18 protein-coding genes and 1 pseudogene are annotated in these 25,837 nt (G+C 55.3%); 5 read left to right on the top strand and 14 right to left on the bottom strand.

What is annotated here, in order from left to right; genetic code table 11:
- Positions 1 to 16 precede the first annotated feature (16 nt).
- The 9 genes from ACLJTG_RS13575 to bcsR form a co-directional block, all read right to left on the bottom strand.
- The gene (locus tag ACLJTG_RS13575; RefSeq protein ID WP_001163182.1) at positions 17 to 1,504 is read right to left on the bottom strand and encodes a M16 family metallopeptidase; all 1,488 of its coding nucleotides are present in this window, start codon (positions 1,502 to 1,504) and stop codon (positions 17 to 19) included.
- 219 nt (positions 1,505 to 1,723) lie between these two features.
- A complete protein-coding gene (gene dctA / locus ACLJTG_RS13570) occupies positions 1,724 to 3,010 on the bottom strand; it encodes a C4-dicarboxylate transporter DctC (RefSeq protein WP_000858228.1) in 1,287 nt (428 codons plus the stop codon).
- Between the two features lie 157 nt (positions 3,011 to 3,167).
- Positions 3,168 to 5,174: a biofilm formation regulator HmsP gene (hmsP, locus tag ACLJTG_RS13565; protein WP_001266357.1), complete on the bottom strand. Its 2,007-nt coding sequence runs from the start codon at positions 5,172 to 5,174 to the stop codon at positions 3,168 to 3,170.
- Positions 5,175 to 5,347: 173 nt separating this feature from the next.
- The gene (bcsC, locus tag ACLJTG_RS13560) at positions 5,348 to 8,890 is read right to left on the bottom strand and encodes a cellulose synthase complex outer membrane protein BcsC (protein WP_079951231.1); all 3,543 of its coding nucleotides are present in this window, start codon (positions 8,888 to 8,890) and stop codon (positions 5,348 to 5,350) included.
- Positions 8,872 to 9,981 (bottom strand): cellulose synthase complex periplasmic endoglucanase BcsZ, encoded by a 1,110-nt coding sequence (gene bcsZ, locus ACLJTG_RS13555; protein WP_017465356.1) that lies wholly within the window; start codon positions 9,979 to 9,981, stop codon positions 8,872 to 8,874. Before bcsZ ends, bcsC begins: the two co-directional genes overlap by 19 nt.
- Before the next feature lie 3 nt (positions 9,982 to 9,984).
- Positions 9,985 to 12,285, bottom strand: coding sequence for a cellulose biosynthesis cyclic di-GMP-binding regulatory protein BcsB (gene bcsB, locus ACLJTG_RS13550; RefSeq protein WP_023237415.1), 2,301 nt, complete (start codon positions 12,283 to 12,285; stop codon positions 9,985 to 9,987).
- A 10-nt stretch (positions 12,286 to 12,295) separates the two neighbouring features.
- A complete protein-coding gene (gene bcsA, locus ACLJTG_RS13545) occupies positions 12,296 to 14,920 on the bottom strand; it encodes a UDP-forming cellulose synthase catalytic subunit (protein ID WP_001275330.1) in 2,625 nt (874 codons plus the stop codon).
- On the bottom strand, positions 14,917 to 15,669 hold the full coding sequence (bcsQ, locus tag ACLJTG_RS13540) for a cellulose biosynthesis protein BcsQ (protein ID WP_000996122.1): 753 nt from the start codon (positions 15,667 to 15,669) through the stop codon (positions 14,917 to 14,919). Before bcsQ ends, bcsA begins: the two co-directional genes overlap by 4 nt.
- Positions 15,670 to 15,873 carry a cellulose biosynthesis protein BcsR gene (gene bcsR / locus ACLJTG_RS13535; RefSeq protein ID WP_000282616.1) on the bottom strand — a complete coding sequence of 68 codons (204 nt, stop codon included), beginning with the start codon at positions 15,871 to 15,873 and terminating at the stop codon, positions 15,670 to 15,672.
- 244 nt (positions 15,874 to 16,117) lie between these two features.
- On the opposite strand from bcsR, the gene bcsE reads away from it, so the two are divergent.
- From bcsE to bcsG, 3 genes are read left to right on the top strand one after another with little or no spacing between them, the layout of a single operon-like run.
- Positions 16,118 to 17,689, top strand: a complete 1,572-nt coding sequence (gene bcsE / locus ACLJTG_RS13530) for a cellulose biosynthesis c-di-GMP-binding protein BcsE (RefSeq protein WP_001205774.1) — start codon at positions 16,118 to 16,120, stop codon at positions 17,687 to 17,689.
- Positions 17,686 to 17,877 (top strand): cellulose biosynthesis protein BcsF, encoded by a 192-nt coding sequence (gene bcsF, locus ACLJTG_RS13525; protein ID WP_000988321.1) that lies wholly within the window; start codon positions 17,686 to 17,688, stop codon positions 17,875 to 17,877. Before bcsE ends, bcsF begins: the two co-directional genes overlap by 4 nt.
- A complete protein-coding gene (bcsG, locus tag ACLJTG_RS13520; protein WP_410959004.1) occupies positions 17,874 to 19,553 on the top strand; it encodes a cellulose biosynthesis protein BcsG in 1,680 nt (559 codons plus the stop codon). The genes bcsF and bcsG overlap by 4 nt, the downstream gene beginning before the upstream one ends.
- An 81-nt stretch (positions 19,554 to 19,634) precedes the next feature.
- Here bcsG and ACLJTG_RS13515 read toward each other — a convergent pair whose 3' ends face one another.
- Positions 19,635 to 19,742 (bottom strand): type I toxin-antitoxin system toxin Ldr family protein, encoded by a 108-nt coding sequence (locus ACLJTG_RS13515; RefSeq protein WP_001537650.1) that lies wholly within the window; start codon positions 19,740 to 19,742, stop codon positions 19,635 to 19,637.
- 372 nt (positions 19,743 to 20,114) lie between these two features.
- Here ACLJTG_RS13515 and ACLJTG_RS13510 point away from each other — a divergent pair.
- Positions 20,115 to 20,267, top strand: a pseudogene (locus ACLJTG_RS13510) (PLP-dependent transferase); the annotation flags it as partial.
- Positions 20,268 to 20,384: 117 nt separating this feature from the next.
- Complete coding sequence (locus tag ACLJTG_RS13505; RefSeq protein WP_079951230.1) at positions 20,385 to 21,683, top strand: aromatic amino acid transport family protein; 1,299 nt, start codon at positions 20,385 to 20,387, stop codon at positions 21,681 to 21,683.
- Positions 21,684 to 21,783: 100 nt separating this feature from the next.
- Here the strand turns inward: ACLJTG_RS13505 and dppF are convergent, their stop codons facing one another.
- The 4 genes from dppF to dppB are packed head-to-tail and all read right to left on the bottom strand — an operon-like array spanning position 21,784 to position 25,719.
- The gene (gene dppF, locus ACLJTG_RS13500; RefSeq protein ID WP_000103563.1) at positions 21,784 to 22,797 is read right to left on the bottom strand and encodes a dipeptide ABC transporter ATP-binding subunit DppF; all 1,014 of its coding nucleotides are present in this window, start codon (positions 22,795 to 22,797) and stop codon (positions 21,784 to 21,786) included.
- Positions 22,794 to 23,777: a dipeptide ABC transporter ATP-binding protein gene (gene dppD / locus ACLJTG_RS13495; RefSeq protein ID WP_001196509.1), complete on the bottom strand. Its 984-nt coding sequence runs from the start codon at positions 23,775 to 23,777 to the stop codon at positions 22,794 to 22,796. The genes dppF and dppD overlap by 4 nt, the downstream gene beginning before the upstream one ends.
- A gap of 10 nt (positions 23,778 to 23,787) precedes the next feature.
- A complete protein-coding gene (gene dppC, locus ACLJTG_RS13490) occupies positions 23,788 to 24,690 on the bottom strand; it encodes a dipeptide ABC transporter permease DppC (RefSeq protein WP_000084690.1) in 903 nt (300 codons plus the stop codon).
- 9 nt (positions 24,691 to 24,699) lie between these two features.
- Positions 24,700 to 25,719, bottom strand: a complete 1,020-nt coding sequence (gene dppB, locus ACLJTG_RS13485; protein WP_000938843.1) for a dipeptide ABC transporter permease DppB — start codon at positions 25,717 to 25,719, stop codon at positions 24,700 to 24,702.
- Positions 25,720 to 25,837 lie beyond the last annotated feature (118 nt).

Raw genomic sequence — 25,837 nt, 5'->3', positions numbered from 1 at the left:
GCCGGCAGGCGGCAGCTTACTGTGCCGCCGGTGTCTCCGTCACTTCCGGATGCGCCTCATCTGCTTCAACAGCGGCGGCAGTTGTCGGGACCATGATTTCATCCCACGTCGCCTTTAACGCCTTCATATTAAATTCCGGCTCGCCTTGCGGTTGCAGCAAAATTAATGCCATCTCCTGCGATAACTGCTGACGTAAATTCTGATTGAGCATATCAACGGTCAGGCTGTTGAGGAAATTCTGACGCAGCTTCTGATACTGCTCCGGCGCGATATCCACCACTTGATTCTGCAGCGAGCGCATACGCTGTCCAGTCAAAATGTCAGTATCGGTACGCGCGTAGGTCGCGAACAGCTTTTGCAATTCGAGATTTTTCTGCGCCACCAGCGCAGTAAACTCCTCTTCCGACAAACCTTTATCGCGTACTTTCGCCAGTTCATTCGCCACCAGGCTCAAATTGGTATTGAGCTTATCATTAGGTGATTCAATGTTGATGGCGCACTGCGCGCGCAGAAACAGAACCCGGCAGTCAAACCCCAGACCAATATCTTTCGCGTTATTTTTAGTAAGCTCTTGCTGGATATGCCAGAACAGCGCTTCGCGCGCCAGATCCGCCTGCCAGTAGCGCAACAGCGCCGCCGACTCGCGAATCGGTTGCCACGGCGTATCCCACATAATGGAGAGACGATCCTGGCGCACCGCATCGGTCATAATGCTCACTGATTCCGCCCGCAGCGGCGAAAGCGTCGGCACCGGGGCGGGCGTTTCGCGTTTACCTTTCAGCGTACCGAACGTTTTATTGATCTGCTCGGCGACGGAGCGCGCATCAATGTTGCCGACAACAATCAGCGTCATGGCATCCGGGGTGTACCATTTTTCATAGAAAGCCTGAATTTTGGCTGCGTCTACCGGCTGCTTTAACGGTTCCGCGGGATCGTGCCCCAATAACGCCGACCCTTTCAGCCGATAACGCCACCAGCCCTCTTTAGTATCTGCTGGCCACGTCGCAACCATATCTTCGCTGCTTAACGCATGATTCACCGTCTCTGGCGTAATGGTTAATTTACCGGAGACGTTAGCCAGATAGGTCAGCGCTTCTTTCAGCAGATCGTTACGGTTATTGGGTAAACTGAGGTTATAGAGCGTGGAATCATAAGAAACAATAACGGGCGGCATGGGACGTTTCGGATCAAACCCTTGCTGCCATAAAGAACGTGCCTGTGCGGCATCCAGACCACCGCTTTGCGTCAGCGCGATACGGGGAATCGCATGGCTGAACCCGCTCTGTTGCGTACTTTCGGTGAGCGAACCGGTATTAACCTGGAGACGAACTTCAATACGATCGCTGGGGCGCTGAGGCGTAGCCAACACTTGCCACTGTAACCCATTAGCCAGCGTCCCCTGTTGCCATGCCGGATCGGGCTGGAGCGCATCTGCCTGCACATAGCCGGCAGAGGCCAACATCAACAGACTGCCCGCTAAGAGTCGAATTTTTGTGCCCTGCATGTGAACCCCTGATCAACAATCCTGGTAATAAAAAGACAGCCCCGGCAGGGATGCCTGAATATGACGTAAAAACACTTCGTGTTAGACCGCGAGAACCTAAAAATGTCACGGAAGAAGTGAAATAATCCCTAAGCATCATGCTGTATGCTTTGGGCGCAGGGGTCAATTATGCGCAAACACCCGCAGTCCTGGAAGGGACTACGGGCATAAGTGGCGAGATTAGGAGGAAATTTCGTGCGTTTTGCCATCCGGCGCACGATTATTAAGCACATCGTCCAGCTTTTGGTGATCTAACTCTTTCACCCATTTGGCAACCACCACCGTCGCCACGCCGTTACCCACCAGGTTAGTCAGCGCGCGCGCTTCGGACATAAAGCGGTCGATACCGAGGATTAACGCCAGTCCCGCAACCGGTAAATGGCCCACGGCGGAGATAGTGGCCGCCAGCACGATAAAGCCGCTTCCGGTCACGCCCGCGGCGCCTTTTGACGAAAGCAGCAGCACGACCAGCAGCGTTATCTGGTGGAAGATATCCATATGGCTGTTGGTCGCCTGGGCGATAAACACCGCCGCCATCGTCAGGTAGATAGAGGTGCCATCAAGGTTGAACGAATACCCCGTCGGGATCACCAGCCCTACCACCGACTTACGGCACCCCAGTTTTTCCATCTTATCGAGCATACGCGGCAACGCTGACTCGGAAGAGGAGGTGCCAAGCACAATGAGTAATTCTTCCCGGATATAGCGAATAAATTTAAAAATGCTAAAGCCCGTTACCCGTGCAATCGTCCCCAGCACCACCACCACGAAGAGAATACAGGTGATATAGAAGCAGATAATGAGCTGCCCCAGTTGCACCAGAGAACCGACGCCGTATTTACCGATGGTGAAGGCCATCGCGCCGAATGCGCCAATCGGCGCCAGGCGCATGATCATATTGATGATGCCGAAAATGACCTGCGAAAAACTCTCAATCACATTGAAAATGAGCTGGCCTTTGCTGCCCAAACGGTGCAGCGCAAAACCAAACAACACCGCAAACAGTAAGACCTGCAGAATGTTGCCGCTGGCAAACGCGCCGATCACGCTGCCCGGTATGACATCCATCAGGAAGGCAATAATGCCCTGCTCCTTGGCTTGTGCGGCATAAACGGCCACCGCCTGCGCATCCAGCGTTGCCGGATCGACGTTCATCCCGGCGCCAGGTTGCACAACGTTGACGATGATAAGACCGATAATCAGCGCAATCGTACTGACAATTTCAAAGTAAAGCAGCGCGACCGCGCCGGTACGGCCCACCGCTTTCATGCTTTCCATGCCTGCGATGCCCGTCACGACAGTACAGAAAATGACAGGAGCGATGATCATCTTAATGAGCTTAACGAACGCGTCGCCAAGCGGTTTCATTTGTGCGCCCAGTTCAGGATAGTAATGGCCAAGGAGAATACCAATGGCGATTGCTGTCAGGACCTGAAAATAAAGACTTTTGAACAGAGAGGTTTTCATAGGGTGTCCTTGAAGTAAAAACCACAGGTCTTGTAAGGTTATGAGTAACCTGCGGCCTTAAAATAACACCCACACAACATGACAGAAATGCGCCAGGATCATAATTGAAACAAAAATGTTAAAAAGTTTGAGCTGGCTCGCACAAGCGCGACCTTTTTTAACTTTTGTAATCAGGATTTTCGTGCGACAGATACCGTTCTTCAAAGATATCCGCGGGAACGGGCCGAGCAAACAGGAAGCCTTGCGCGACGTTGACTCCCGCCTGTTCCAGCCACGCGCGTTGCGCCTCGTTCTCCACGCCCTCGGCAATCAATTGTAAATTAAGACTGCGGGCCATCAGAATAATCGCCGTCACCATACTGTGATCATCCGGTAACCCATCGACAAACATTTTATCAATTTTAAGGATATCGACCGGTAGCGACTTCATATGCTGTAACTGGCGCAGCCCCGCGTAACCCATGCCAAAATCATCCAGTGCGATACGCACGCCAGCATTACGTAACGGACGTAAGATAGCGACGGCAGCGTGCGGATCGTCGATACGGCGGCTTTCAGTGACCTCAAGAATCAGCGTACCTGGTTGAATACGATAGCGGTTTAACAATTCCAGCAGCTCCGACACCATGCCAGGGTGCATGAGCTGTAACGCGGAAAGATTGACGGAGAGCGGCAATGTCACGCCGCGCTCCTGCCAGGCGGCAAGCTGGCGGCAGGACTCTTCCAGCACCCAATAGCCCACCGTGACCATCAGGCCGCAGGATTCAATGCGCTCAATCAGCCCATCTGGTAATTCCCAGCTACCGTCCGGCTGTTGCATACGTAACAAGGCTTCGGCGCTTAATACGTTGCCGCTGCGCATCTCGACCTGCGGCTGCAGCCAAATGGCAAACTGATGGTTATCCAGCGCGGTAAGGATATCGCTCTCTTCGGTAAGGCGCTGTTGAGCGGCCTCCATCTGCGCCGGGTCAAAGAACTGGATCTGATTTTTACCTTTTCGGCGCGCGGTAAAGGCGGCGGAGACGGCGCGACCATAGAGCTCTTCGGCGGTCAGATCGCCATAATACATCGCAATGCCAATACTGCAGCTTGGGCGCAGTTGAATACCCTGGATGGGCAGTCGTTCATTAATGATAGTGAGTATTTGCTGACCTAATGTGATGGCGTGCCACGGCTCTTTAACGCCGTGGGCGATAATGGCAAAGTCATACCCGCTGACCTGCGTAAGCACCATGCGCGGCGCCAGCACCGACTTCAGCTTCTCAACCAGCGTCAGTAATAGAATCTCCCGCTGCGTTTCTTGCAGCACGCCTGCCGTGTCACGCAACGTTTCGCACGTCACGATGATAAGCGCGGTGGTCTGTTGGCGGGTGATAACCTGTTCCAGCAATGCCATTAAAAAGGCTTTATTGGGCAGCTCGGAAACCGGAAAACGCATCGCGTTGTCCGTTTGCTCCTCGCGTTGACGCTGCATAAGCTGCTGGTTGAGGTTATAGCTGCGCACCAGCATCCCAATTTCATCATCCTGATGCAGACGCGGCAACGCCAGCTGATGTCCGATCAGCTCCTGCTGCGGAATGTCGTTCAGCTCGCGGGCGATTTTGCGCAGCGGATGCACAATCAGGCGGTTTACGCACCAGGCGATGGCCACCGTCAGGATCAGCGATAAAAGTAAGTAAATGGTCACTAACGTAGAGAGCGCGCTCATGACGAACTTGTACATACGGTACGAATCCGCCTGCAATACAAGGTAGGCCAGCGGTTGCGGATTGGCAGGACGCTCCAACGAATAAACCGGCAAAGAAATTTGTACCGGCAGTTCGAAGAGACGCGTCACCATAACCGGGACGGGGCGTTCAGGAATGAAGCGCTTACGCAACGCCTGGAACTGATTCGGCAATACCACATCGGCGCGACTCACCACGCCCGCAGGTTTAATACTTTCCAGAATGGTTTCCGCGCCGGGGAGATCCGCTTTTAGAATCGCGGAAGAAAGAGGTTCCCGAACAGATCGCGCGATACTTTCCAGTTGCGTAGCCGTGTTGTAGCGGTTCTGCTGTACCAGATGGAACAACAAAACGGTGCAAAAGACAAAAACAAACACCATGACAACGGCCGCAACCATTGCCATCTGTTTAATTGTTAACGAGCGGCTGACGCGCAAATTGACTCTCCCTGGATATCCCGGACTGCCGCCTGAGTATACCCGATTGCAGCGGCATTAAGAGAGGCTGTATCTGAAAAGGACTTTTCTGAATAACGGTTAATGATAGCGTCTGATGGCGCTGCGCTTCTCAGGCCTACGACGCCTGTCAATTCGTAGGCCTGACGCAATGATTACCAGTCAGCGTAAGGCACCAGAGGCTGCGGCGGTAAATCCATATCCCCCTGCCAGCCCGCCGCGGAATAACGGACATACAGCAGCAGATGACTGGGGGTATAATCTTTCGCCTGCTGAATATCGACAGCCGTACCCACAAACCAGTTGGCAGTAACACGGCGTTCAATGAGCGCCCGCGCGGTATAGCCAAATCCCTGGCTGCTGCCGCCGCCGTTGGTCTGGTCACGCGCATCCTCCTGATAATCCGCCGGAATCAAATTCATCAGCGGATAACGCGGCATGGTACGGGTGCGGGAGTGCGACCAGGATACCGAGCCGCCTAGCTCCCACGACCAGTTTTCCGTACGCTGCCGCCACATCACCGGCACCGCAAACGACAGGTATTCCTGCGGGCTATAATAACCGCCCTGACCCAGTGAATAACCGCTCAAATCTTTGTCGTAATGCCAGATCATGTTATTCAGCCCGACGGTAACGCGGCGGTTATTCTCGTTAATCACCTTATAGTAATAACCGGTCATCCAGCGCACGCGCCAGTTATCTTCCACATTTTTACCGCTCAACTGGTCGCCGCTGAGCGACGCCCAGACACCGTTTGCTTCGCCTTTATCATAGCTGAGACTGACGCCGCCGCCGTTGGCCCGCACGCCGCCCCATTTGGTGCCGGTATTGCTGCTGGCGTCCTTTTGTCCGCCAAACGCCAGCAGCGAGCTGGAGATCGGGCGACGATGCGCGTTCAGGGTATAACCCAACGGCCCGATATCGTCGCTATAGCTGACGCCGCCGACCACATCAACGACATTAAAGCCCATCGGCGTCGTGCCGATATCCCAGCGCCAGGTCTCATTCTGCCAGCCGACCGCCACGCTCGCGCCCGTATCGGCCTGGCTACGATGTCCGCTGCATTTCTCCAGCGTACAGGTACCCCAGTTATTATCGTATTTTCCGTCCGCATCCGTAGAGAAACGGCCAACATCCATATTCACCATATCAGTACGAAAGAACGCCCGTCCGTCCGACCAGGGCGCATCCACCTGAAGCATCGTGGTATGCGCCTTCAGATCGGAGTAACCGCCAGTCCCGCTCGACCCCCAATAATCGTGCGCCAACGTGACATTGAGATCCTGCTGACGGTACAACTCCGCCGCATCGCTACGCACGCCGCGTTTTAGCCAGTCATCTTTTTCATCATTGCGCGTCAGGCGGGTAAAGGTATCGTTATCCTGGGGACGAACCGGCGTAATCGCCGCGGCGACCATTGCGTCTTTGTAGGTCTCCAGCGCCCGCTGCGGCTCGCCCGTTTGCGCCTGAAAAGCGGCGGCGTCACGCAATATCATCGCGCTTTCCATTGATGGCGGCTGTGCTTTTGCCTGCGGCGTAATGCGGTTAAAGATCCGCGCCGCCGCCGTGATATCGCCAAGCTGGAGCTGCGCCAGCGCGACGCGGCGCTGCATGTTAAGAGAGGTGATTTGCGACGCAGGCAACGCCGCCAGTTGAGCGCGCGCCGCAGCGTTATCGCCCTGTGCGATGTCGATTTCCACCCGCCCCAGCATGGCATCGACATTACCCGGTTCCCGCGCCAGAACGGCGTCATAAGCGGCGCGGGCCGCCGCATTATCGCCACGCTGCTGCGCCCAGTCTGCCAACGTTAACGCAATGCGCGTAGAGGGCGGCTGCTGACGTAACAACGCTTCCGCTTCGCGTTCTTTGCCGCTATCGCGCAAGCGGTTAGCGCTTTCCAGCACCTGGTTACTTTGCAATCGGCCCGCCAGTTCCTGAATATTGCTGTTCCACTGGCTGGTCGGTAGGGTATTGAGATGCGCCAGCGCCGCCCGGTCCCGATCGCTGCCGGAAAGATAAAGCCCATAAGCATAGACCTGTTCCGGATCGTTTGGCTTCTGCTGCGCCAGAGAGCGCATTTGCGCATCGGCTTGGGCGTGCTGCCCGGCCTGCCACAGATCGCGTGACAGTCGGTACGTCACCCACACGCTCCCCGGATCTAATGCCAGCCGGCGACGGTGCAGTTCTGCGGCCTGCGCCCATTTGCCCTCGCTTTCCAGCGTTTCCGCCTGCTGCGCCAGACGGTCATTTTCCAGACTGCGTTCGATATCGTCGATACTGCGCCGCTGACTGGCGGAAAGAGAAGCGATAAACGCGGCGGCTTTTTGCGGCGACTGCTGGCGATAAAGATTCGCCAGCCCGCGTACAGCATTGGTATTACCGCTATCCATACGCAGCGTCTGCTGATAATAACGTTCGGCGGCGGCATTATCTTTGCGCGCCATCGCCACATCCCCCAGCCCCAGTACCGCGTAGCTGTCGGTGTTATCCACTGCTCGCGCCTGCTGATAGAAACGCTCCGCCTGGGCCAGATTATTCGCTTTTAAGGCCGCGTCGCCCTGCTGAATTAACAGCCAGTAGCGATTGACCTTCAGCAGACTCTCCCACTTATCGCGGCTGCTGCTGTGCGGCTCCATCGCTAGCGCCTTTTCAAACTGCGCGACGGCGCGGGCGCGATCGCCACGCTGTGAGTATGCCTGCCCCAGCGCGCCGACCGCCTCGCTGTCGTCCTGCCGGGCGCTCACCGCCTGCTGCAATTGCGCAATGGCGTTGCCGCCTTCTCCGGCATTAACCGCCGCGATGCCCTGCGAGCGCGCGCGGAACGCCGGATCGGCTAACTGTTTTTGCTGCTCGCTAAGCTGGGCGCGGGCGGCAGACACGCTATCGCCTTCGCTAAACTGCGTCAGATAGTCTTGCAACGCTTTTACGCTGGCGTCGCTCACCGGGAGATCTTTTATCTGCTGGTACCAGATGGCGGAGGCCGCGCTGCGTCCCGTACTGGATTTCGCCATCTGTTTTAGCACCGCGAATCCCTCATCGCGCCGCCCGCTGGCGAACAACAGTTGCGCCAGCGCATTTTGCAGAGCGTTATTACCCGGACTGACGGCATTGATTTTCTGTAGCTGGTTAATCGCTTCGTGACGGCGGGCGGGCAATTTCGCCACGGTCGTCCAGTATTCGACCGCCAGTTCGCCCTCCGGCGGATAACCTTTAAACAGCTTGTCGTAGCTGGCGATCGCTTGTTCAGTATGGCCGGTCGTCGCCAGTAAACGCGCCTCCTGCAAAGACTGGCGTCCTTGCGGCGTGGAGAGCAGCATCGCGGTGCGGGAAGATTGATACGCCGTCGACTCCGGCGCCAGTTGCGCCAGCCGGTCAAGTAGCTTCTGCGCCCCGTCGCTATCCCCCTGGCGCAACAGATAGCGGAAACGGGCGGCGATAACCTGTGGATCATTGGGGTCGATCAGCTCCAGGCGATAGAGCGACTGACGGACTAAGTCCTCACGGTGCGTGGCCTCGCCCAGCCGAACCTGCTCCAGCAACTGTTGCTGCGCGGAGGTCGCTGCGCCGGCAAGCGGTGTTAGCGCCATACCAAGCGATAAACCCAACAATGCCCGAGAAACGCCCCTTTTGCCAGGTAAGGCGTTTCGACCGCCAGCCGGCAAAAAAGCGTGCATGAGACTTAACGTGAACTTACGCATTCCTGGCCCCAGTCAGGTAATAATTCACCTTTGACGGTGAAGCGAAAACGGTGCTGATCCCAGCCTTGTCCAAAGAGAGTCAGCACATAGTTGTAATAGGCATCGCTGCCAGGAAAATGGTCTGCGACCCGCTGTCGCTGCACGGCCTGGGCGTCGCGATTTTGCAGGAAAGGCAGTAAAGCGGCGGAAAACCCGACCGGCCCCGTCCCTTGCGCATTCCCGCTGACGACATCCACTTTCTCCGGTGGAACGCCGTTTTTCATCGTTAACGTCGCCATCGGTTTAAATCGCGCCAGTAAACGCGCTTTTTGCGGATCGCCATCATGCATCATTCCCGCCCATAAATAGACGCGAATCGCATCGTAGCTACTGATCAGCGTCTTTTCCGCTTTCAACTGCCAGCCTTGCTTGCTTTCATAACGCACCCAGTCCGGCGAGAAACCTTTCGGCGCGGTTTCCAGCAAAAGCCGCAAATTGGTTTCCCGTAGCGTCGACCACGGCGCGCCAAAACGGCTAAAGTATTGCGCCAACTGCGGCGGCAGATAGCTTGGGTTAAAACGCCAGCTATTCGCCTCGGCAAAGCCGATTTTGCCAGGTAGCAGCATTGAGCCCAGCCCCGGCACATTCACGACCTCTTCGCGGGCGATGCGTTTTAGCAACGCCGTGCCCACCTCGGTATAACGCGTCTCTTTCCACAGGCGACCGGCCTCCAGCAGCGACCATGCCATCCAGATATCGCCGTCGGACGCGGAGTTGCTGTCCAGCACCGACCAGGTGTCGGGATCTTTTTGTCCCCACAGCCAGGCGGGCAGATGTTCACGCAGCGATCCCTGCGCCAGATTGTTTTGCGTCCAGTTAAACAGTTGCGCGAACGCCGGTCGATCGTTCGCCGCCAGGGCAAAGAACATGGCGTAGCTCTGCCCTTCGGAGGTGGTAATTTTTCGCGCATCGCCCGGATCGATAACGCGTCCCTGCTGGCTAATGTAATCTTTCTTGAACTGTTCCCACGCAGGCCAGCTACAGGCTGCCTGCGCATTTATTGCCGTCAGCATGACGAACATCGTTATCCACCCGCGCAGCATAGTCATCATGCGTTACTCATGGTCAGGGTCGAGACGACGGCGACTGAGAATACGTAGCAGACGCCACAATACCCACGCCAGTAATACCACACTGAGGGCCGCCAGTACCGCCAGCAGCACCGGGTGATTCGCCAGCGCATACCACAGCCGCTCAAACCACGGCAGATGTCCGACGTAATAGATATCGCCAACGCGCAGACTGTGAACGCCGGACTCGCGGATCACCGCCACGGAACCAAACATCGCGGCGCGTTTACCGCTGTCGTTCACGGCGTCGTTCAGTAGCTGGTAACCGCGCGGGCTGTCAGCCAGCAGAGCAATCACGCTGCGCTGATCGTTAAACGGCGACTGGAAGCCCACCACCGCCGCCATCGGGCCGCTGGCGGTGACGGTGGACTGCGCATCCGCCGCGCGATCGGCCTCATCCGGCATAATCGACGGGAAAGCGGTCTGCCGCATCGGGGTTTTTACCCAGCTTTGTGTCGCCTGTACCAACAGATCGATACGCTTATCGTCTTTTAGCTTGCCCGGAATAGCGCCAATAATCAGCAGATCGGCGTCTTTGTCGGCTATCTGAGCGCTATCATCGGTGATGGTCAGATTAATTGCCGGGAAACCGGTCTGCCCGCCAATGGCGCCGACCGTATTCAGCAGCGTTTCCATTTGTGCTTCGGTTGGAGTCTTCGGCATCACCGCCAGCGTGTCAGACAAGTCGGCCATCCGGCTGAACGGGAAACCCGCATTGGCGAACGCGCGTAAATCCGGCATCGCGATAAAGTGGTAATATTTCGAAAAATCGATAGTGGAGTCATCCCCTATCACCACATGATTCGGTACCGGCTGGAAGGTAATACAGTTGTCCACCGACCCGCCCGGCATCGGATTCATGTAGCGGAAGTCAAAACGTAGTTGGTTCATCGCCCCCAGTTTGAGCGCCGGAATAGACACATCCGTTTTACCATCCAGCAGTCCCTGAAGTACCGGCAAGCGCAACAGGAGTCGATTAGTTTCCTGCGTGCTGTTAAGGCTAAAGGCTTGCAGGAACTGGTTATTCAGACTGATATCCAGCCGTGAACTGTCTTTGGTCGGCGGCGAGGTATAACGGTAGTTGAGATCCATATCAATACCGTTGCTACGCAGCAAATAGAGATCCGGCGGCAGATTCAAAGAAACGTTGATGGGCGCCGGCTCCAGCCCACTCGACTGGAGCTGCTCTTCATAGGTTTTCAGCTCGCCAAAAGTGACCGGGCGATCGGTACGCACCCAGTTCGGCGCATCATACGGTTTGCGCGCCAGCAGCGGTTTTACATCGTTGACCACCACGCTGGAACCACGGAAGAGAATATTCCCTTGCGCGATACCTTTTGCCGCCTGCAACAGGTCTTTATCATCTCGACCAAACACAACCAGCAACTTCACATACGGATTATCCGGATGGCTCATCATCTCGATAACCGGCGCGTTAACCGCAGGATGATCGCGCAAGAAATCGGGGCGTCGATCGTTGGTGGCGAACACGATCGCATTGCGATCCGGCAGGTGATTATACAACACCGGGAAGCGCTGACCGCGCCAGCCCGCCCGCGAGCCAAACCAGGACGCGACAATAGAAGCCGCCTGCTGCTGCGCCAGATCCGGCATGTCAGCAAACACTATCGGCAACGTCACCGGACGGTTATCCCGCGGATCGAAAAACGGCACCGGGAAGTGGGACAGATCGTTATTCACCGGCAGCATGTTATAGGTCAGATCCAGGGCGCTATTTCGCCCGATGTCTAACCACAGAGTACTGCTGGCCGGGTTTTCACACACGTCGCGATAGTGGCCGACAAACTCCAGCCGCACCCGGTTAAAGTCGGTGATAAATAGCGGATTGATAGGTACCTGCGCCAGCGTCTTTTTCCCCAACTGCTCTTTTGTCACCGGCAGTACGCCCATCAGTTCATCATTGAGATAAACCTTGAGCTGCGACTGAACCGGCAGGAGCGACGGCGAGGGCGTATATTCCAGATTCAGCACCGCTTTCGACGCCACTTCATCGCTGCGCATACCAAATTCAATGCCGCCGTTAGGGTTAACGCCACGCAGCGCCATGCTGCCCGGCGGCGGCGCGATTTGCGCAAAGGTCAGCTTGACCTCGCGCGAAGGCGCGGTCTGCGCCACGACGGGCGCCTCAGTTGCGGGCGACGGCGCAGGCTCGGTGGGTTCAGCATTTATCAATGGCGGCGTAGCAGGCGCCGCCGCCGTCATGAAAGCAGGAAACGCGCTTAATCCTATTACCGCCGCACAAATCCAGGACAATTTTCTTTTCATCGCATTATCATCATTGTTGAGCCTGAGCCATAACCCGATCCGACGGCTGTATCGCCGCTTGCCGCTCCGGGCGACGCGGAATAAACGATACAATCCAGGCAATTAACGCCGTCAACGATCGGAAAATTACTTTTACTGAAGGCGGCGCGAATTCCGCGAGGTGGCGATATCCGCGGAAGCCCAGCTTCAGAATATCCAGCAAGCTTTCCAGCGGTTTATCTTCCGGGAAGCTATCTTGCCAAAGCGCCCACGTATCGGCGCGCGCGAAGGTACACTGCACAAAATCAATATGTTGTTTGGTGGTGAGCGGCATCAGTTGTAGTCCGACCTCATTGCCCGTTACGCGCACCACCTGCGTTGGAAAGACATATTCCTGCTGCCCGCGTTTAAGCAACAGATTCACTTTCTGCCCTTCCAGCACCTGCGCCTGACCGTTGATCTTGATGCCTAACCCGCCGTCGGAGAAGTCATGTACGGTACAGGAGAACAAATGTCCATCTTCGCGGGCGATGGCCCCCGGCATGGCAATCTCGACCCGATGCGCGCGCCTGACCTGTTTACTCTCTACCGAAACCGCAACCGCGCCGCCGAGAATGACCAGGTTATAGAAGACCCACACCAGGCTAACGATGACGGTCAGCGTTTCATTTTCCGGCCCGTAATAGTATCGCCATACGCCCGCCGCCACGCCGAGCAGGTTAAGCAAGACAAGGAAGATATACGGACGCGAGATTACCCAGTCGACGTACTTCTCTTCCACCAGCCCGCCTTTCGCCGTGACGTTAAATTTCCCTTTGTGCGGATTGATCAACGCGACCAGAGTCGGCGGTGCGATATACCATGCCAGTACCGTTTCATAGATTTCACTCCAGAAAGAGTGACGATACTTGCCCTGAATCTTCGAGTTAGTCAGGCTGGCGTGGACCATGTGCGGTATCACAAATAGCGCAATCATCAACGCAGGCGCATAAATGATATAGGCGTGCAGCAGCAGAAAAGCCAGCGGCGCGGTCAGAAAGATCAGGCGCGGAATGCCGGACAAGAAATGGAACATCGCGTTGAGGTAGCACAGCCGCTGCGCCAGTTTTAAGCCTTTACCAAACAGAGGGTTATCGAGGCGGAAAATTTGCACCATGCCCCGCGCCCAACGAATACGCTGCCCGATATGCGCCGACAGGCTTTCCGTCGCCAGCCCCGCCGCCTGCGGAATGCGCATATACGCTGAGGTATAACCTCGCCGGTGCAGCCGGAGCGAAGTATGCGCATCTTCCGTCACCGTCTCAACGGCGATACCGCCAATCTCATCCAGCGGCTTACGGCGAATCACCGCGCACGATCCGCAAAAGAAAGTGGCGTCCCACATATCGTTACCGTCCTGCACCAGTCCGTAAAACAGCGTGCCTTCGTTAGGCGTTTTACGAAAACGTCCCAGGTTGCGCTCAAACGGGTCCGGGGAGAAGAAATGATGCGGCGTCTGCATCATCGCCAGCTGTTTTTCTTTCAGGAACCAGCCCATTGTCATTTGCAGAAACGAGCGTGTCGGCACATGGTCGCAATCGAAGATCGCCACAAACTCGCCTTTCGCGTGTTTTAGCGCATTGTTGATGTTGCCGGCTTTGGCGTGTTCATGCGTGGTGCGGGCAATGTAATGCACGCCAACATGTCGGGCAAAATGACGAAATGATTCACGCCCGCCGTCATCAAGGATCCAGATATTCAGCTTGTCCTTCGGCCAGTCAATGCCAAGCGAAGCGTAAATGGTATTTTTGACCACATTAAGGTCTTCGTTATAGGTCGGTACAAAAATATCCACCGTCGGCCACTGCGACATTTCTTTCGGCAACGGCACCGGTTGACGATTTAACGGCCACACCACCTGGAAGTACCCCAGCACAAGCACAATCCAGGCGTAGGTTTCCGCAAACAGCAGAATCAGCCCGCACACCAGACTGACCGGGTCGTCCCAATTTAGCGTCGAGGTATAGCGCCACCAGATATAACGACAGGAGACCGTTAGCGACAGCACGATGAGCATCAGCGCGGAAAAGCGTCCCGGCATACGTCGTACCAACAGCGCAACGCCCCACAGCAACAGCAGAAAGATAAATTGCGATAGCGGGTTAAATGGCTGCGTAATACAGATCAGCGCCAGTATCAGTGAAAAGGTCACGATAACGCCCAGAATAAAACGCCGGGCGCCGTTGCTAAGATGTCCCAGCTCTTTTTCCTTTTCCAGATGCGTTGTCTTTTGGCGCACCCGTTCCGGTAAGGTATCCATCCATTGATGGTAACGTCCACGAACGTCCTTCAGGCGCGCAAATGACCGCCAGCGCGGTTCATGACGTTCTTTAGTCGACGAGATCATCACCAGCCAGAGGGTCTGAATGAGGTAACGGGCCGGGTCCAGCGGGCGCGGGCGGGCGGCGTTAATATGCGGATAAAGCGCTTTATGCCCGTCGCGAATACGCTGCCAGCGCGGATGCTCAAGCGGAAACACTATCCACGCCAGAATCATCCACAGGCAGCCGAGCGCTGCGCTAAACGGCGACGCGCCGTGGCGGCGGTAACCCTGATAGCGCTCGCTCAAACGCGCGCTAACCGGCGGGATAAGCAGCCACCGGGAAAGGGCGCTCATCGCAGGCTCCCGGCGGACGTTTTGTCGCCCGCATCATGCAGCAGGCACCAGTTCGCCAGCGTTAACACCTCTTCGGCAGCTAACGAATCGCTGCGATATTCGCCTAACGGCTGTTTCGACGCCATACACTCCGCCATCGCCTCATCGCGATGGATCACAATAGGCAGCAACCGGCGCTGGCTTTGCAGCCAGACCTGGTACAGATCGTCCTGTAACTGACTGCCAATGCGTAAGTCATTGATCAGAATATGCGCTCCGGCAGGCAACGCCTGCTGATGAAGGCGAATATGGCAGTTAGCGTCAACTCGGGCTATCGCCAGCGTATGGTCGCAGAGGCTCACCAGCTGCCGTGTCAGCGGTGACGCGCCGTAGGGCAAGTCCAGTAAAATCCAGCTATAACGCCCGCTCGCTTTCAGCGCCTGGATAGCCGATCCGATCTCTCCCAGCGTCTCCTGCCAGGCCTGCGGATTTTCCCGCTCTTGCGCGGTGAGCTGTCCAAACGGCAGTAGATCAAGCTGCGAGGTATAACGTAACCCGGCATCGCGCCAGTCCTGGCCGTCCAGCAACGATCGCGCCCAACCGCCCTGATGGACAAAGTCGACGTTAAACGACATGCGCAGCAGGTTATCGGGGCTGGCGTCAATCACCAGGACATTTTCCCCTAAGATTTGTAACGCCCAGGCGAGTGCTGCGGTGAGAGATGTGGTTCCCACCCCGCCGCGCACGCCCTGCAGTCCCAGAATCGCCATTCATGGCTTCCTTAATGAATGTGGTTGCGCAAATTCAGCCAGGAGTGGCCATCTTTTAATCGCCGCCGCCAACTGTTCACGTTGGGAAATATCGGTGTAATCTATTTCGGGTAGTGAAAACGCCTGGCTTAATGCCAGAAAATCATTTTGAAAAGTGTAGCCCAACGTTGGATCGGACTGAGCGCCAGGTTCATTGTTATACATTCTGGTTGCTCCTTTTTAAATATTTCTCACTGGCAGCATTACGCCCCGTCGTCAATACGGGAGAACGCGCATTTTTCATCTTTCCGTGACATCATTTATAATGTGTAAAAATGCAAAGCGCAGAGTTACAGGGCATCCTGCCGGGCAAATTGATTCACATGCTAAATCTGATGCGTTTTAATTTCAATGTTAGGTTTATTTCTGTGCTTTCGCTAGTAAACTGATAAACAGTTAAAATAGTGACATGAGGGACACTGTGGACCCCGTATTTTCTCTCGGCATCTCATCATTATGGGATGAACTGCGCCATATGCCAACCGGCGGCGTCTGGTGGGTTAACGCCGATCGCCAGCAAGATGCCATCAGCCTGGTGAATCAAACGATTGCGTCACAAACGGAGAATGCAAATGTCGCCGTCATCGGCATGGAAGGCGATCCTGGCAAAGTAATCAAATTAGATGAATCTCACGGTCCGGAGAAAATCCGCTTATTTACCATGCCGGATTCAGAAAAAGGGCTATACTCTTTGCCCCACGATTTGCTTTGTTCTGTTAACCCGACGCATTACTTTTTCATTCTTATTTGTGCAAATAACACGTGGCGGAATATAACGTCAGAAAGCCTGCATAAATGGCTGGAAAAAATGAATAAATGGACTCGCTTTCATCGCTGTTCATTGTTGGTTATTAACCCTTGTAATAATAGCGATAAACAGTCCTCGTTGTTGATGGGCGAGTATCGCTCACTTTTCGGCCTCGCCAGTTTACGTTTTCAGGGCGACCAACATTTGTTCGATATTGCCTTCTGGTGTAACGAAAAAGGCGTCAGCGCCCGACAGCAGTTATTGCTGTGTCAGCAGGACGAACGCTGGACGCTATCCCATCAGGAGGAGACGGCAATTCAGCCGCGTAGCGACGAAAAACGCATTCTTAGCCACGTCGCCGTCCTTGAAGGCGCGCCGCCGCTCTCGGAACACTGGACGCTTTTCGACAATAACGAAGCGCTATTCAACGACGCGCGCACGGCGCAGGCCGCGACAATTATTTTTTCGCTTACACAGAACAACCAAATCGAGCCGCTTGCTCGTCGCATTCATACTTTGCGGCGCCAGCGGGGAAGCGCGCTGAAAATTGTCGTGCGCGAAAATATCGCCAGTTTGCGCGCCACCGATGAGCGCCTGCTGCTGGGCTGCGGCGCGAATATGATCATTCCCTGGAACGCCCCGCTTTCACGCTGCCTGACGCTTATTGAAAGCGTGCAGGGGCAGCAGTTCAGCCGTTACGTACCGGAAGACATCACCACGCTATTGTCGATGACGCAGCCGTTGAAACTGCGCGGTTTTCAGCCGTGGGATACCTTCTGCGATGCCATCCATACGATGATGAGCAACACCCTGCTCCCCGCCGACGGGAAAGGCGTTCTGGTCGCGCTGCGCCCGGTGCCGGGCATTCGGGTTGAGCAGGCGTTGACATTATGTCGACCAAACCGAACCGGCGATATTATGACCATCGGCGGCAACCGTCTGGTGCTGTTTTTATCATTCTGCCGGGTCAACGATCTGGATACCGCGTTAAACCATATTTTCCCTTTGCCGACGGGCGATATTTTCTCTAATCGTATGGTCTGGTTCGAAGATAAACAAATCAGCGCCGAGCTGGTGCAGATGCGCTTATTGTCGCCGGAACTGTGGGGAACGCCGCTACCGCTGGCAAAACGCGCCGACCCGGTAATAAACGCCGAACACGATGGCCGCATCTGGCGTCGTATTCCTGAACCCCTGCGACTGCTCGACGACACCGCGGAGCGTGCATCATGATGACCATCAGCGATATCGTGCAAATTATTCTTTTTTGCGCGCTGATTTTCTTTCCGCTGGGGTATCTGGCGCGTCATTCGCTACGCCGTATCAGTGATACGACCCGGCTGCTATTTGCCAAACCTCGTTATGTAAAACCAGCCGGAACTCTGCGCCGCGCTACGAAAGTCAAGGCAGACAAAAAATGACTCAGCATACTCAAACTCCATCAATGCCTTCTCCGCTCTGGCAGTACTGGCGCGGTCTTTCCGGCTGGAACTTCTATTTTCTGGTCAAGTTTGGCCTGCTGTGGGCAGGCTATCTGAATTTTCATCCTTTACTGAATTTGGTATTCATGGCGTTTCTGCTCATGCCAATACCAAAGTATCGCCTTCACCGGTTGCGCCACTGGATTGCCATTCCCGTCGGCTTCGCGCTGTTCTGGCACGATACCTGGCTGCCCGGCCCGCAAAGCATTATGAGCCAGGGGACGCAGGTGGCGGAATTCAGCTCCGGTTATCTGCTCGATCTGATCGCCCGTTTTATTAACTGGCAAATGATCGGCGCCATCTTCGTACTGCTGGTTGCCTGGCTTTTTTTATCACAGTGGATTCGGGTCACGGTGTTTGTGGTCGCCATCATGGTATGGCTGAATGTCCTGACATTAACCGGCCCGGTTTTTACGCTGTGGCCGGCAGGCCAGCCAACCGATACGGTGACGACGACTGGCGGTAATGCGGCCGCTACCGTCGCGACAGCGGGCGATAAGCCGATCATCGGCGATATGCCTGCGCAAACCGCGCCGCCGACGACCGCGAATCTGAACGCCTGGTTGAACACCTTCTATGCCGCGGAAGAAAAGCGGAAAACGACGTTCCCGGCGCAGCTTCCGCCTGATGCGCAGCCGTTCGACCTATTGGTCATCAATATTTGTTCGCTCTCCTGGTCGGATGTCGAAGCGGCAGGCTTGATGTCACATCCGCTATGGTCGCACTTTGACATTTTGTTTAAACACTTTAATTCCGGTACGTCTTACAGCGGCCCGGCGGCCATTCGTCTGCTGCGCGCCAGCTGTGGTCAACCATCGCATACCCGACTTTATCAACCAGCCGATAACGAATGTTATCTGTTTGATAATCTGGCGAAGCTGGGCTTTACTCAGCATCTGATGATGGATCATAACGGTGAATTTGGCGGCTTCCTGAAAGAAGTTCGCGAAAACGGCGGTATGCAGAGCGAACTGATGAACCAGTCCGGCCTGCCAACCGCCCTGCTGTCATTCGACGGCTCGCCGGTATATGACGATCTGGCGGTCCTGAACCGCTGGTTGACAGGGGAAGAACGTGAAGCCAATTCCCGCTCCGCGACTTTCTTTAACCTGCTGCCGCTGCACGATGGCAACCATTTCCCCGGCGTCAGCAAAACAGCGGATTATAAAATTCGCGCGCAGAAACTGTTCGATGAACTGGACGCTTTCTTTACCGAACTGGAGAAATCCGGGCGTAAGGTGATGGTGGTGGTCGTACCGGAGCACGGCGGCGCGCTGAAGGGCGACAGAATGCAGATCTCAGGCCTGCGCGATATTCCCAGCCCCTCCATCACCAACGTCCCGGCGGGCGTGAAATTTTTTGGCATGAAAGCCCCGCATGAGGGCGCGCCGATTGATATTAATCAGCCGAGCAGCTACCTGGCGATTTCCGAACTGGTCGTACGCGCCGTGGACGGTAAGCTCTTTACCGAAGACAGTGTGAACTGGAACAAGCTGACCAGCAATCTGCCGCAAACCGCGCCGGTTTCAGAAAACGCTAATGCGGTGGTGATTCAGTACCAGGGTAAGCCCTACGTTCGTCTGAATGGCGGCGACTGGGTGCCTTACCCGCAGTAAACCGAAAAAGGCCGCAAGGTTTCCCCTGCGGCCTGGTTCGGGCGCATGTTGCCATTACGGCGGACAGACGCTCAAAACGCGTTACTTCCTGTCACGTAGCCAGTTGACGATCACACTGGCGATAATGCCAGCAATGATCGGCGCTGCCAGATCGTGCCAGAAGGCCACGCCCAACTGCGTAAGCGTCATATAGCCGCCTTGTTGCAATGGCAACCGTTCGCGGCTATCCTTGATGTGTTGAGGTTCAAGTTAGCCCCCGTCAGGTTGCCAGGTTTATACCAGTCAACGTGCGGGGGTTTTCTCTTTCCAGCAACCAATGCCGCCGGGGATCAAGCCCCCGCAACATTGCGCCTCACCGGGTAAACCCGGCTTGCTGCTGATATTACGGCAAAATCCCCGTCCCGGCACGGCGCTAACGTGCAATCTGCGTGACGCTTCGCAGACGATTACTTTTATTTGCCAGAATACATTCAGCATTTCTGAGGCTGGCAGTCAGCCGCTCAATTCTGTAAATTATGCCTCCTCGCGGCCAGTCCCGGTGATACCGAAACCCTCGTTCAGCATCCTGCGTCTATGACATATTCGCCTGTTGCGCCAGAGGAATGGCTAAAAGCAGGTATTACCGACGAACTTATCCGTCTTTCAGCGGGACCTGAAGATCCCGACGATATTATTCATGACCTTGAACACGCCAGCAGAAAAGCAGCATTCTGACGATTGCTCGGCGAACCGCTGTCACCGGTTTGCCGCATCGGGTATCAAGGCACTATAGCCTGGTTATAGGCAGCATTCTTTATGAGAGAGCTGCGTATATTTTGGGCAGGGGGCTCTATGCAGGACGACACATTACCATTAAATAACAGTAACGCTACGACCACATCGCTTTCAACGAGATTACCGTTTACAAAATATGATTTTGGCTGGGTGCTCTTGTGTATCGGTATGGCAATCGGCGCCGGTACCGTCTTAATGCCAGTGCAAATCGGTCTCAAGGGGATCTGGGTATTTATTACCGCTTTTATCATCGCCTATCCCGCTACCTATATTGTGCAGGATATTTATCTAAAAACGTTATCTGAAAGCGAAACCTGTGACGATTATACGGATATTATCAGTCACTATCTTGGCAAAAACTGGGGCGTTTTTCTCGGTGTAATCTATTTTCTTATGATTATCCACGGGGTGTTTATTTACTCCCTGTCGGTGGTGTTTGATAGCGCCTCCTATATCAAAACCTTCGGCCTTACTGAGGCCGATCTTTCGCAGTCTATTATCTATAAAGTCGCGATTTTCGCCGTGCTGGTGGCGATTGCCTCCGGCGGGGAAAAGTTATTATTTAAAATTTCCGGCCCGATGGTGGTGGTAAAAGTCGGGATCATTCTGATATTCGGTTTTGCGATGATCCCACACTGGAATCTTGATAATATTTCCGCCTTTCCCGCCGCATCGGTTTTCTTTCGCGACGTACTGCTCACTATCCCATTTTGCTTCTTTTCTGCGGTCTTCATTCAGGTGCTAAACCCAATGAACATCGCCTATCGTAAGCGCGAACCTGACCGTGTGCTGGCCACCCGGATGGCGATTCGCACGCATCGCATTAGCTATATTACGCTGATTGCCATTATTCTCTTTTTCTCGTTCTCGTTTACCTTTTCGATTAGCCATGAAGAGGCGGTATCAGCGTTCGAGCAGAATATTTCCGCCCTTGCACTGGCAGCTCAGGTAATCCCTGGCCATATCATCCACATTACCTCTACCATCCTCAATATTTTTGCCGTACTTACCGCGTTCTTTGGTATTTATTTAGGTTTTCACGAAGCGCTTAAAGGTATTGTACTGAATGTATTGAGTCGTATTATGGATGTCAAAAACGTCAACCCACTGTTACTGACATCTGGAATCTGTGTCTTTATCGTGGTGACTCTGGTTATCTGGGTTTCGTTTCGCGTCTCAGTATTGGTCTTTTTCCAGTTAGGCAGTCCGCTTTATGGCATTGTCGCGTGTATTATTCCCTTTTTCCTGATTTATAAAGTAGCGCAACTGGAAAAATTACGCGGCCTGAAAACCTGGCTTATTCTGTTATATGGAATATTGTTGTGCCTGTCGCCGTTATTAAAATTGATTGAATAAGTCGTACCGGAGAGCCATGCCCGGTGGCGCTACGCTTACCAGGCCTACAGGTACGGTGTAGGCTTGATAAGGCGCAGGCGCCATCCAGCATAAAACGCAATTAACTCAGCGGCTTCTGCGGGTTTTCATCCTGATCGACGGCAAAGCAGGCCACCAACTGGCCGTCGTACTCTTTAAGCTGCGGCTGTAACTGCGTACAGGGTCCGAAGCGACGGCTGCAGCGGGCGTTGAAGGCGCAGCCCGGCGGCGGGTTCAGCGGGCTCGGCAACTCGCCGGTCAGCTTAATCCGCTCACGGCGATCGTCCGGATTCAGCCGCGGCGTGGCGGAGAGCAACGCCTGGGTATAGGGATGACGTGGATTGTTAAAAATCTGCTCTTTGGTCCCTTTCTCCACGCAGCGGCCTAAGTACATGACCATCACTTCATCGGCGATGTGTTCCACCACCGACAGGTCGTGCGAGATAAAGACATAAGACAGCCCCATATCCTGTTGCAAATCCATCATCAGGTTCAGCACCTGGGCGCGCACCGACACGTCGAGCGCGGAGACCGGTTCGTCGGCAATCACTACGTCCGGATCCAGCATCAGACCGCGGGCGATAGCGATACGCTGACGCTGGCCGCCGGAGAACATATGCGGATAGCGGTCGTAGTGCTCCGTTTTGAGACCCACTTTCGCCATCATCGCCAGCGCTTTTTCACGACGCTGCGCTTTACTCAGGCTGGTATTGATCAGCAACGGCTCTTCCAGAATTTGCCCCACTTTCTTGCGTGGGTTCAGGGAACCGTAGGGGTTCTGAAACACAATCTGAATTTTCTGCCGCCGCAGTTTCTGCGCGTGCGGATCGTGTTTGAGCAGATCCTGCCCCTGGTAATAAAGCTCTCCGCCGGTTGGCGTTTCAATCATCGTCAGCAGGCGACCCAGTGTGGATTTTCCACAACCGGACTCCCCCACTACGGCCAGCGTTTTACCGCGTTCGAGATTAAACGACACGCCGTCCAGCGCTTTTACCAGCCGTTCCGGAGAAAAGATCCCCTTCTTCACCGGATAGTGTTTTTTCAGGTCGATAGCCCGCAACAGCGGCTGTTGCAAGGTGGCCTCATGCGTACTCATAGTGTGGGCCTCCCGGCATCATCGAGTGGGTAATGACATTTTGACTGACGTCCATCGTCCAGTTGGTTGAGAGCAGGTTCTTCCGCACGACATCTGTCCGTGGCGTAGGGGCAGCGAGGGTTAAGCAGACAACCCGTCGGTCGGTCATATTTCCCCGGCACCACGCCCGGCAGCGACGCCAGACGCGCTTTATCTTGCGCAAACTCTGGTAACGCACGTAGCAATGCCTGGGTATACGGATGACGCGGCGCGCGGAAAATATCCTGCGCAGCGCCGGTTTCGACGACCTGCCCGGCGTACATGACGATAATTTTGTGCGCCGCTTCCGCCACCAGCGCCAGGTCATGGGTAATCAGCACCAGCGCCATGTTCTCTTTTTGCTGCAACTCCAGCAGCAGCTCAATGATTTGCGCCTGAATGGTCACATCCAGCGCCGTGGTCGGTTCATCAGCAATTAACAGCTTTGGTCGACAGGCTATGGCCATCGCAATCATCACGCGCTGACTCATGCCGCCAGAAAGCTGGTGCGGATAGACATCCAGACGAGAAGCCGGATCGGGAATACCCACCTGGTTCAACAGGTCAATCGCTCGCTGACGACGGGTTTTCTTGTTCCCGCCCTGATGTACCTTGATGGCTTCCATAATCTGAAAGCCAACGGTATAGCAAGGATTGAGGCTGGTCATCGGGTCCTGGAAAATCATCGCCACTTCAGCACCCACCAGGTTGCGACGTTCCTTCTCGGAAATGCGCTTCAGATCCTGTCCGTTAAAGAGCAGGTTTTCCGCCATCACGCGGCCTGGGTAATCGATAAGCCCCATAATCGCCAGCGAGCTGACGGATTTGCCGGAACCAGACTCGCCGACAATCCCGACCACCTCACCCTGCTTCACGCTGTAGCTAATGCGGTCGACGGCTTTGAACGGTGTCCCTTCGTCGCCGAAGTGCACCGATAATTGATCTACATTTAATAACGCCATCTCGAACCTCTTACTGCTTCAGTTTGGGATCGAGCGCGTCACGCAGACCGTCACCCATCAGGTTAAATGCCAGTACCGTCAGCAGAATCGCCAGCCCCGGGAAGGTCACGACCCACCAGGCGCTTTGCGCGAACTGCAGAACGTCAGAGAGCATGGTGCCCCATTCCGGCGTAGGCGGCTGTGCGCCCATCCCCAGGAAGCCGAGGGCAGCCATATCGAGAATGGCGTTAGAGAAGCCCAGTGACGCCTGAACGATCAGCGGCGCAAGGCAGTTCGGGAAAATATTGACGAACATCTGACGCATCGCGCCTGCGCCCGCCACGCGGGAGGCAGTCACATAATCGCGGTTCACCTCTACCAGAACCGCCGCGCGGGTTAAGCGGACATAGTGCGGCAGCGCCACAAACGTCAACGCCAGCGCAGCGTTGCCGATGGAGGGGCCGAAGATCGCCACCAGCACCAGCGCCAGCAGCAGGCTCGGCAGGGCCAGCATAATATCGACCACGCGCATGATGATGTTATCGACCAGACCGCCGAAGTAGCCCGCGACCAGGCCGAGAATAATCCCCATTACCAGCGACAGGACGACCACCAGACAGCCGACCAGCAGTGACAAACGCGCGCCATACATCAGGCGCGAGAGGACATCGCGACCAACATCATCCGTTCCCAGAATATGCGCCCAACTGCCGCCTTCCTGCCAGACCGGCGGCGCCAGCAGCGCATCACGGAACTGCTCTGCCGGGTTGTACGGCGCAATAAAGTTGGCAAACACCGCAATCAGGATCACGATGAGAACATACGCCAGCCCGACGACCGCGCCTTTATTGCGTTTGAAATAGTGCCAGAACTCCCGCAATGGCGTCATGGGCGCCGGTGCGGCATTAACATTATTTTCAGTAACCTGTGACATGATGGCCCCTTACTTCTTATGCCGAATACGCGGGTTCACCACGCCGTACAGCAGGTCTACCAGCAGGTTGACGAGAATAATCATCGTCGCTACCAGTAACACGCCGCCCTGCACTACCGGATAATCGCGGCGTTGCAGCGCATCGATCAGCCAGCGCCCCAGACCGGGCCACGAGAAGATAGTTTCTGTCAGAATCGCGCCCGCCAACAGCGTACCGACCTGCAGGCCGATCACGGTGACGACTGGCAGCATGGCGTTACGCAGAGCATGGACGATAATGACGCGCATCCTGGTCAACCCTTTGGCGCGTGCGGTACGGATATAATCCTCCCCCAGCACTTCCAGCATCGACGAACGGGTCATACGCACAATGACGGCCAGCGGGATTGTGCCGAGCACCATCGCAGGCAGGATCATATGCGCCAGCGCATCAATAAAGTTACCCTCTTCGCCCCAGATAGCGGTGTCGATCAGCATAAAGCCCGTCAACGGATTGGTATCATCAAGGAACACCATATCGCTCACGCGCCCGGAAACCGGCGTCAGGTTCCAGTGGACGGAAACCAGCATGATCAGCATCATGCCCCACCAGAAGATAGGCATAGAGTAACCGGTCAGCGCCAGGCCAACGGCAGTGTGATCGAAGATAGAACCGCGCTTCACTGCGGCCAGCACGCCCACCGGAATCCCCACGGCGACGGCAAAAATCATGGCGCAGACGCCAAGCTCCAGCGTCGCTTTAAAGCGAGGCACGAACTCGTCCCACACGGGGATTCGGCTTTTCAGCGAGATGCCTAAATCGCCATGCATCACCCCCCAGATATAATGGAGGTACTGCTGCCACATCGGTTTATCAAGACCGAGTTCAGCCAGCAGTTGAGCATGACGCTCAGGGGAAATACCTCGCTCACCCGCCATGATCATCACCGGATCGCCGGGGATCATGTGGACAAAGGCAAAGGTGAGAAGGGTAATACCGATAAACGTCGGGATAACGAGTCCCAAACGTCGGAGAATGAACTGCAACATAACCCGAATTCTCTCTCATGACCCACGGCCTGGAACCGTGAGTCTGTATTGCTCACAAATCTTATCCCACGCAAACTGCATCGCGGATAAAGCATTACGCCGGATGGCGCTGCGCTTA

Source organism: Salmonella sp. SAL00672 (assembly GCF_046552175.1).
Classification (GTDB): Bacteria; Pseudomonadota; Gammaproteobacteria; order Enterobacterales; family Enterobacteriaceae; genus Salmonella; species Salmonella enterica.
Note: the sequence above shows the minus strand (reverse complement) of the source record. Positions and strands in the feature narration are given on the sequence as shown.

What these genes read in the sequence shown, in the direction of transcription:
- bcsR (WP_000282616.1), bottom strand. Translation starts at nt 15,873, where the DNA reads ATGTATAACAATGAACCTGGCGCTCAGTCCGATCCAACGTTGGGCTAC.
- dppB (WP_000938843.1), bottom strand. Translation starts at nt 25,719, where the DNA reads ATGTTGCAGTTCATTCTCCGACGTTTGGGACTCGTTATCCCGACGTTT.
- ACLJTG_RS13575 (WP_001163182.1), bottom strand. Translation starts at nt 1,504, where the DNA reads ATGCAGGGCACAAAAATTCGACTCTTAGCGGGCAGTCTGTTGATGTTG.
- bcsF (WP_000988321.1), top strand. Translation starts at nt 17,686, where the DNA reads ATGATGACCATCAGCGATATCGTGCAAATTATTCTTTTTTGCGCGCTG.
- bcsE (WP_001205774.1), top strand. Translation starts at nt 16,118, where the DNA reads ATGAGGGACACTGTGGACCCCGTATTTTCTCTCGGCATCTCATCATTA.
- dppC (WP_000084690.1), bottom strand. Translation starts at nt 24,690, where the DNA reads ATGTCACAGGTTACTGAAAATAATGTTAATGCCGCACCGGCGCCCATG.
- bcsC (WP_079951231.1), bottom strand. Translation starts at nt 8,890, where the DNA reads ATGCGTAAGTTCACGTTAAGTCTCATGCACGCTTTTTTGCCGGCTGGC.
- bcsQ (WP_000996122.1), bottom strand. Translation starts at nt 15,669, where the DNA reads ATGGCGATTCTGGGACTGCAGGGCGTGCGCGGCGGGGTGGGAACCACA.
- ACLJTG_RS13505 (WP_079951230.1), top strand. Translation starts at nt 20,385, where the DNA reads ATGCAGGACGACACATTACCATTAAATAACAGTAACGCTACGACCACA.
- dppD (WP_001196509.1), bottom strand. Translation starts at nt 23,777, where the DNA reads ATGGCGTTATTAAATGTAGATCAATTATCGGTGCACTTCGGCGACGAA.
- ACLJTG_RS13515 (WP_001537650.1), bottom strand. Translation starts at nt 19,742, where the DNA reads ATGACGCTTACGCAGTTGGGCGTGGCCTTCTGGCACGATCTGGCAGCG.
- bcsZ (WP_017465356.1), bottom strand. Translation starts at nt 9,981, where the DNA reads ATGATGACTATGCTGCGCGGGTGGATAACGATGTTCGTCATGCTGACG.
- bcsA (WP_001275330.1), bottom strand. Translation starts at nt 14,920, where the DNA reads ATGAGCGCCCTTTCCCGGTGGCTGCTTATCCCGCCGGTTAGCGCGCGT.
- dppF (WP_000103563.1), bottom strand. Translation starts at nt 22,797, where the DNA reads ATGAGTACGCATGAGGCCACCTTGCAACAGCCGCTGTTGCGGGCTATC.
- bcsG (WP_410959004.1), top strand. Translation starts at nt 17,874, where the DNA reads ATGACTCAGCATACTCAAACTCCATCAATGCCTTCTCCGCTCTGGCAG.
- bcsB (WP_023237415.1), bottom strand. Translation starts at nt 12,285, where the DNA reads ATGAAAAGAAAATTGTCCTGGATTTGTGCGGCGGTAATAGGATTAAGC.
- dctA (WP_000858228.1), bottom strand. Translation starts at nt 3,010, where the DNA reads ATGAAAACCTCTCTGTTCAAAAGTCTTTATTTTCAGGTCCTGACAGCA.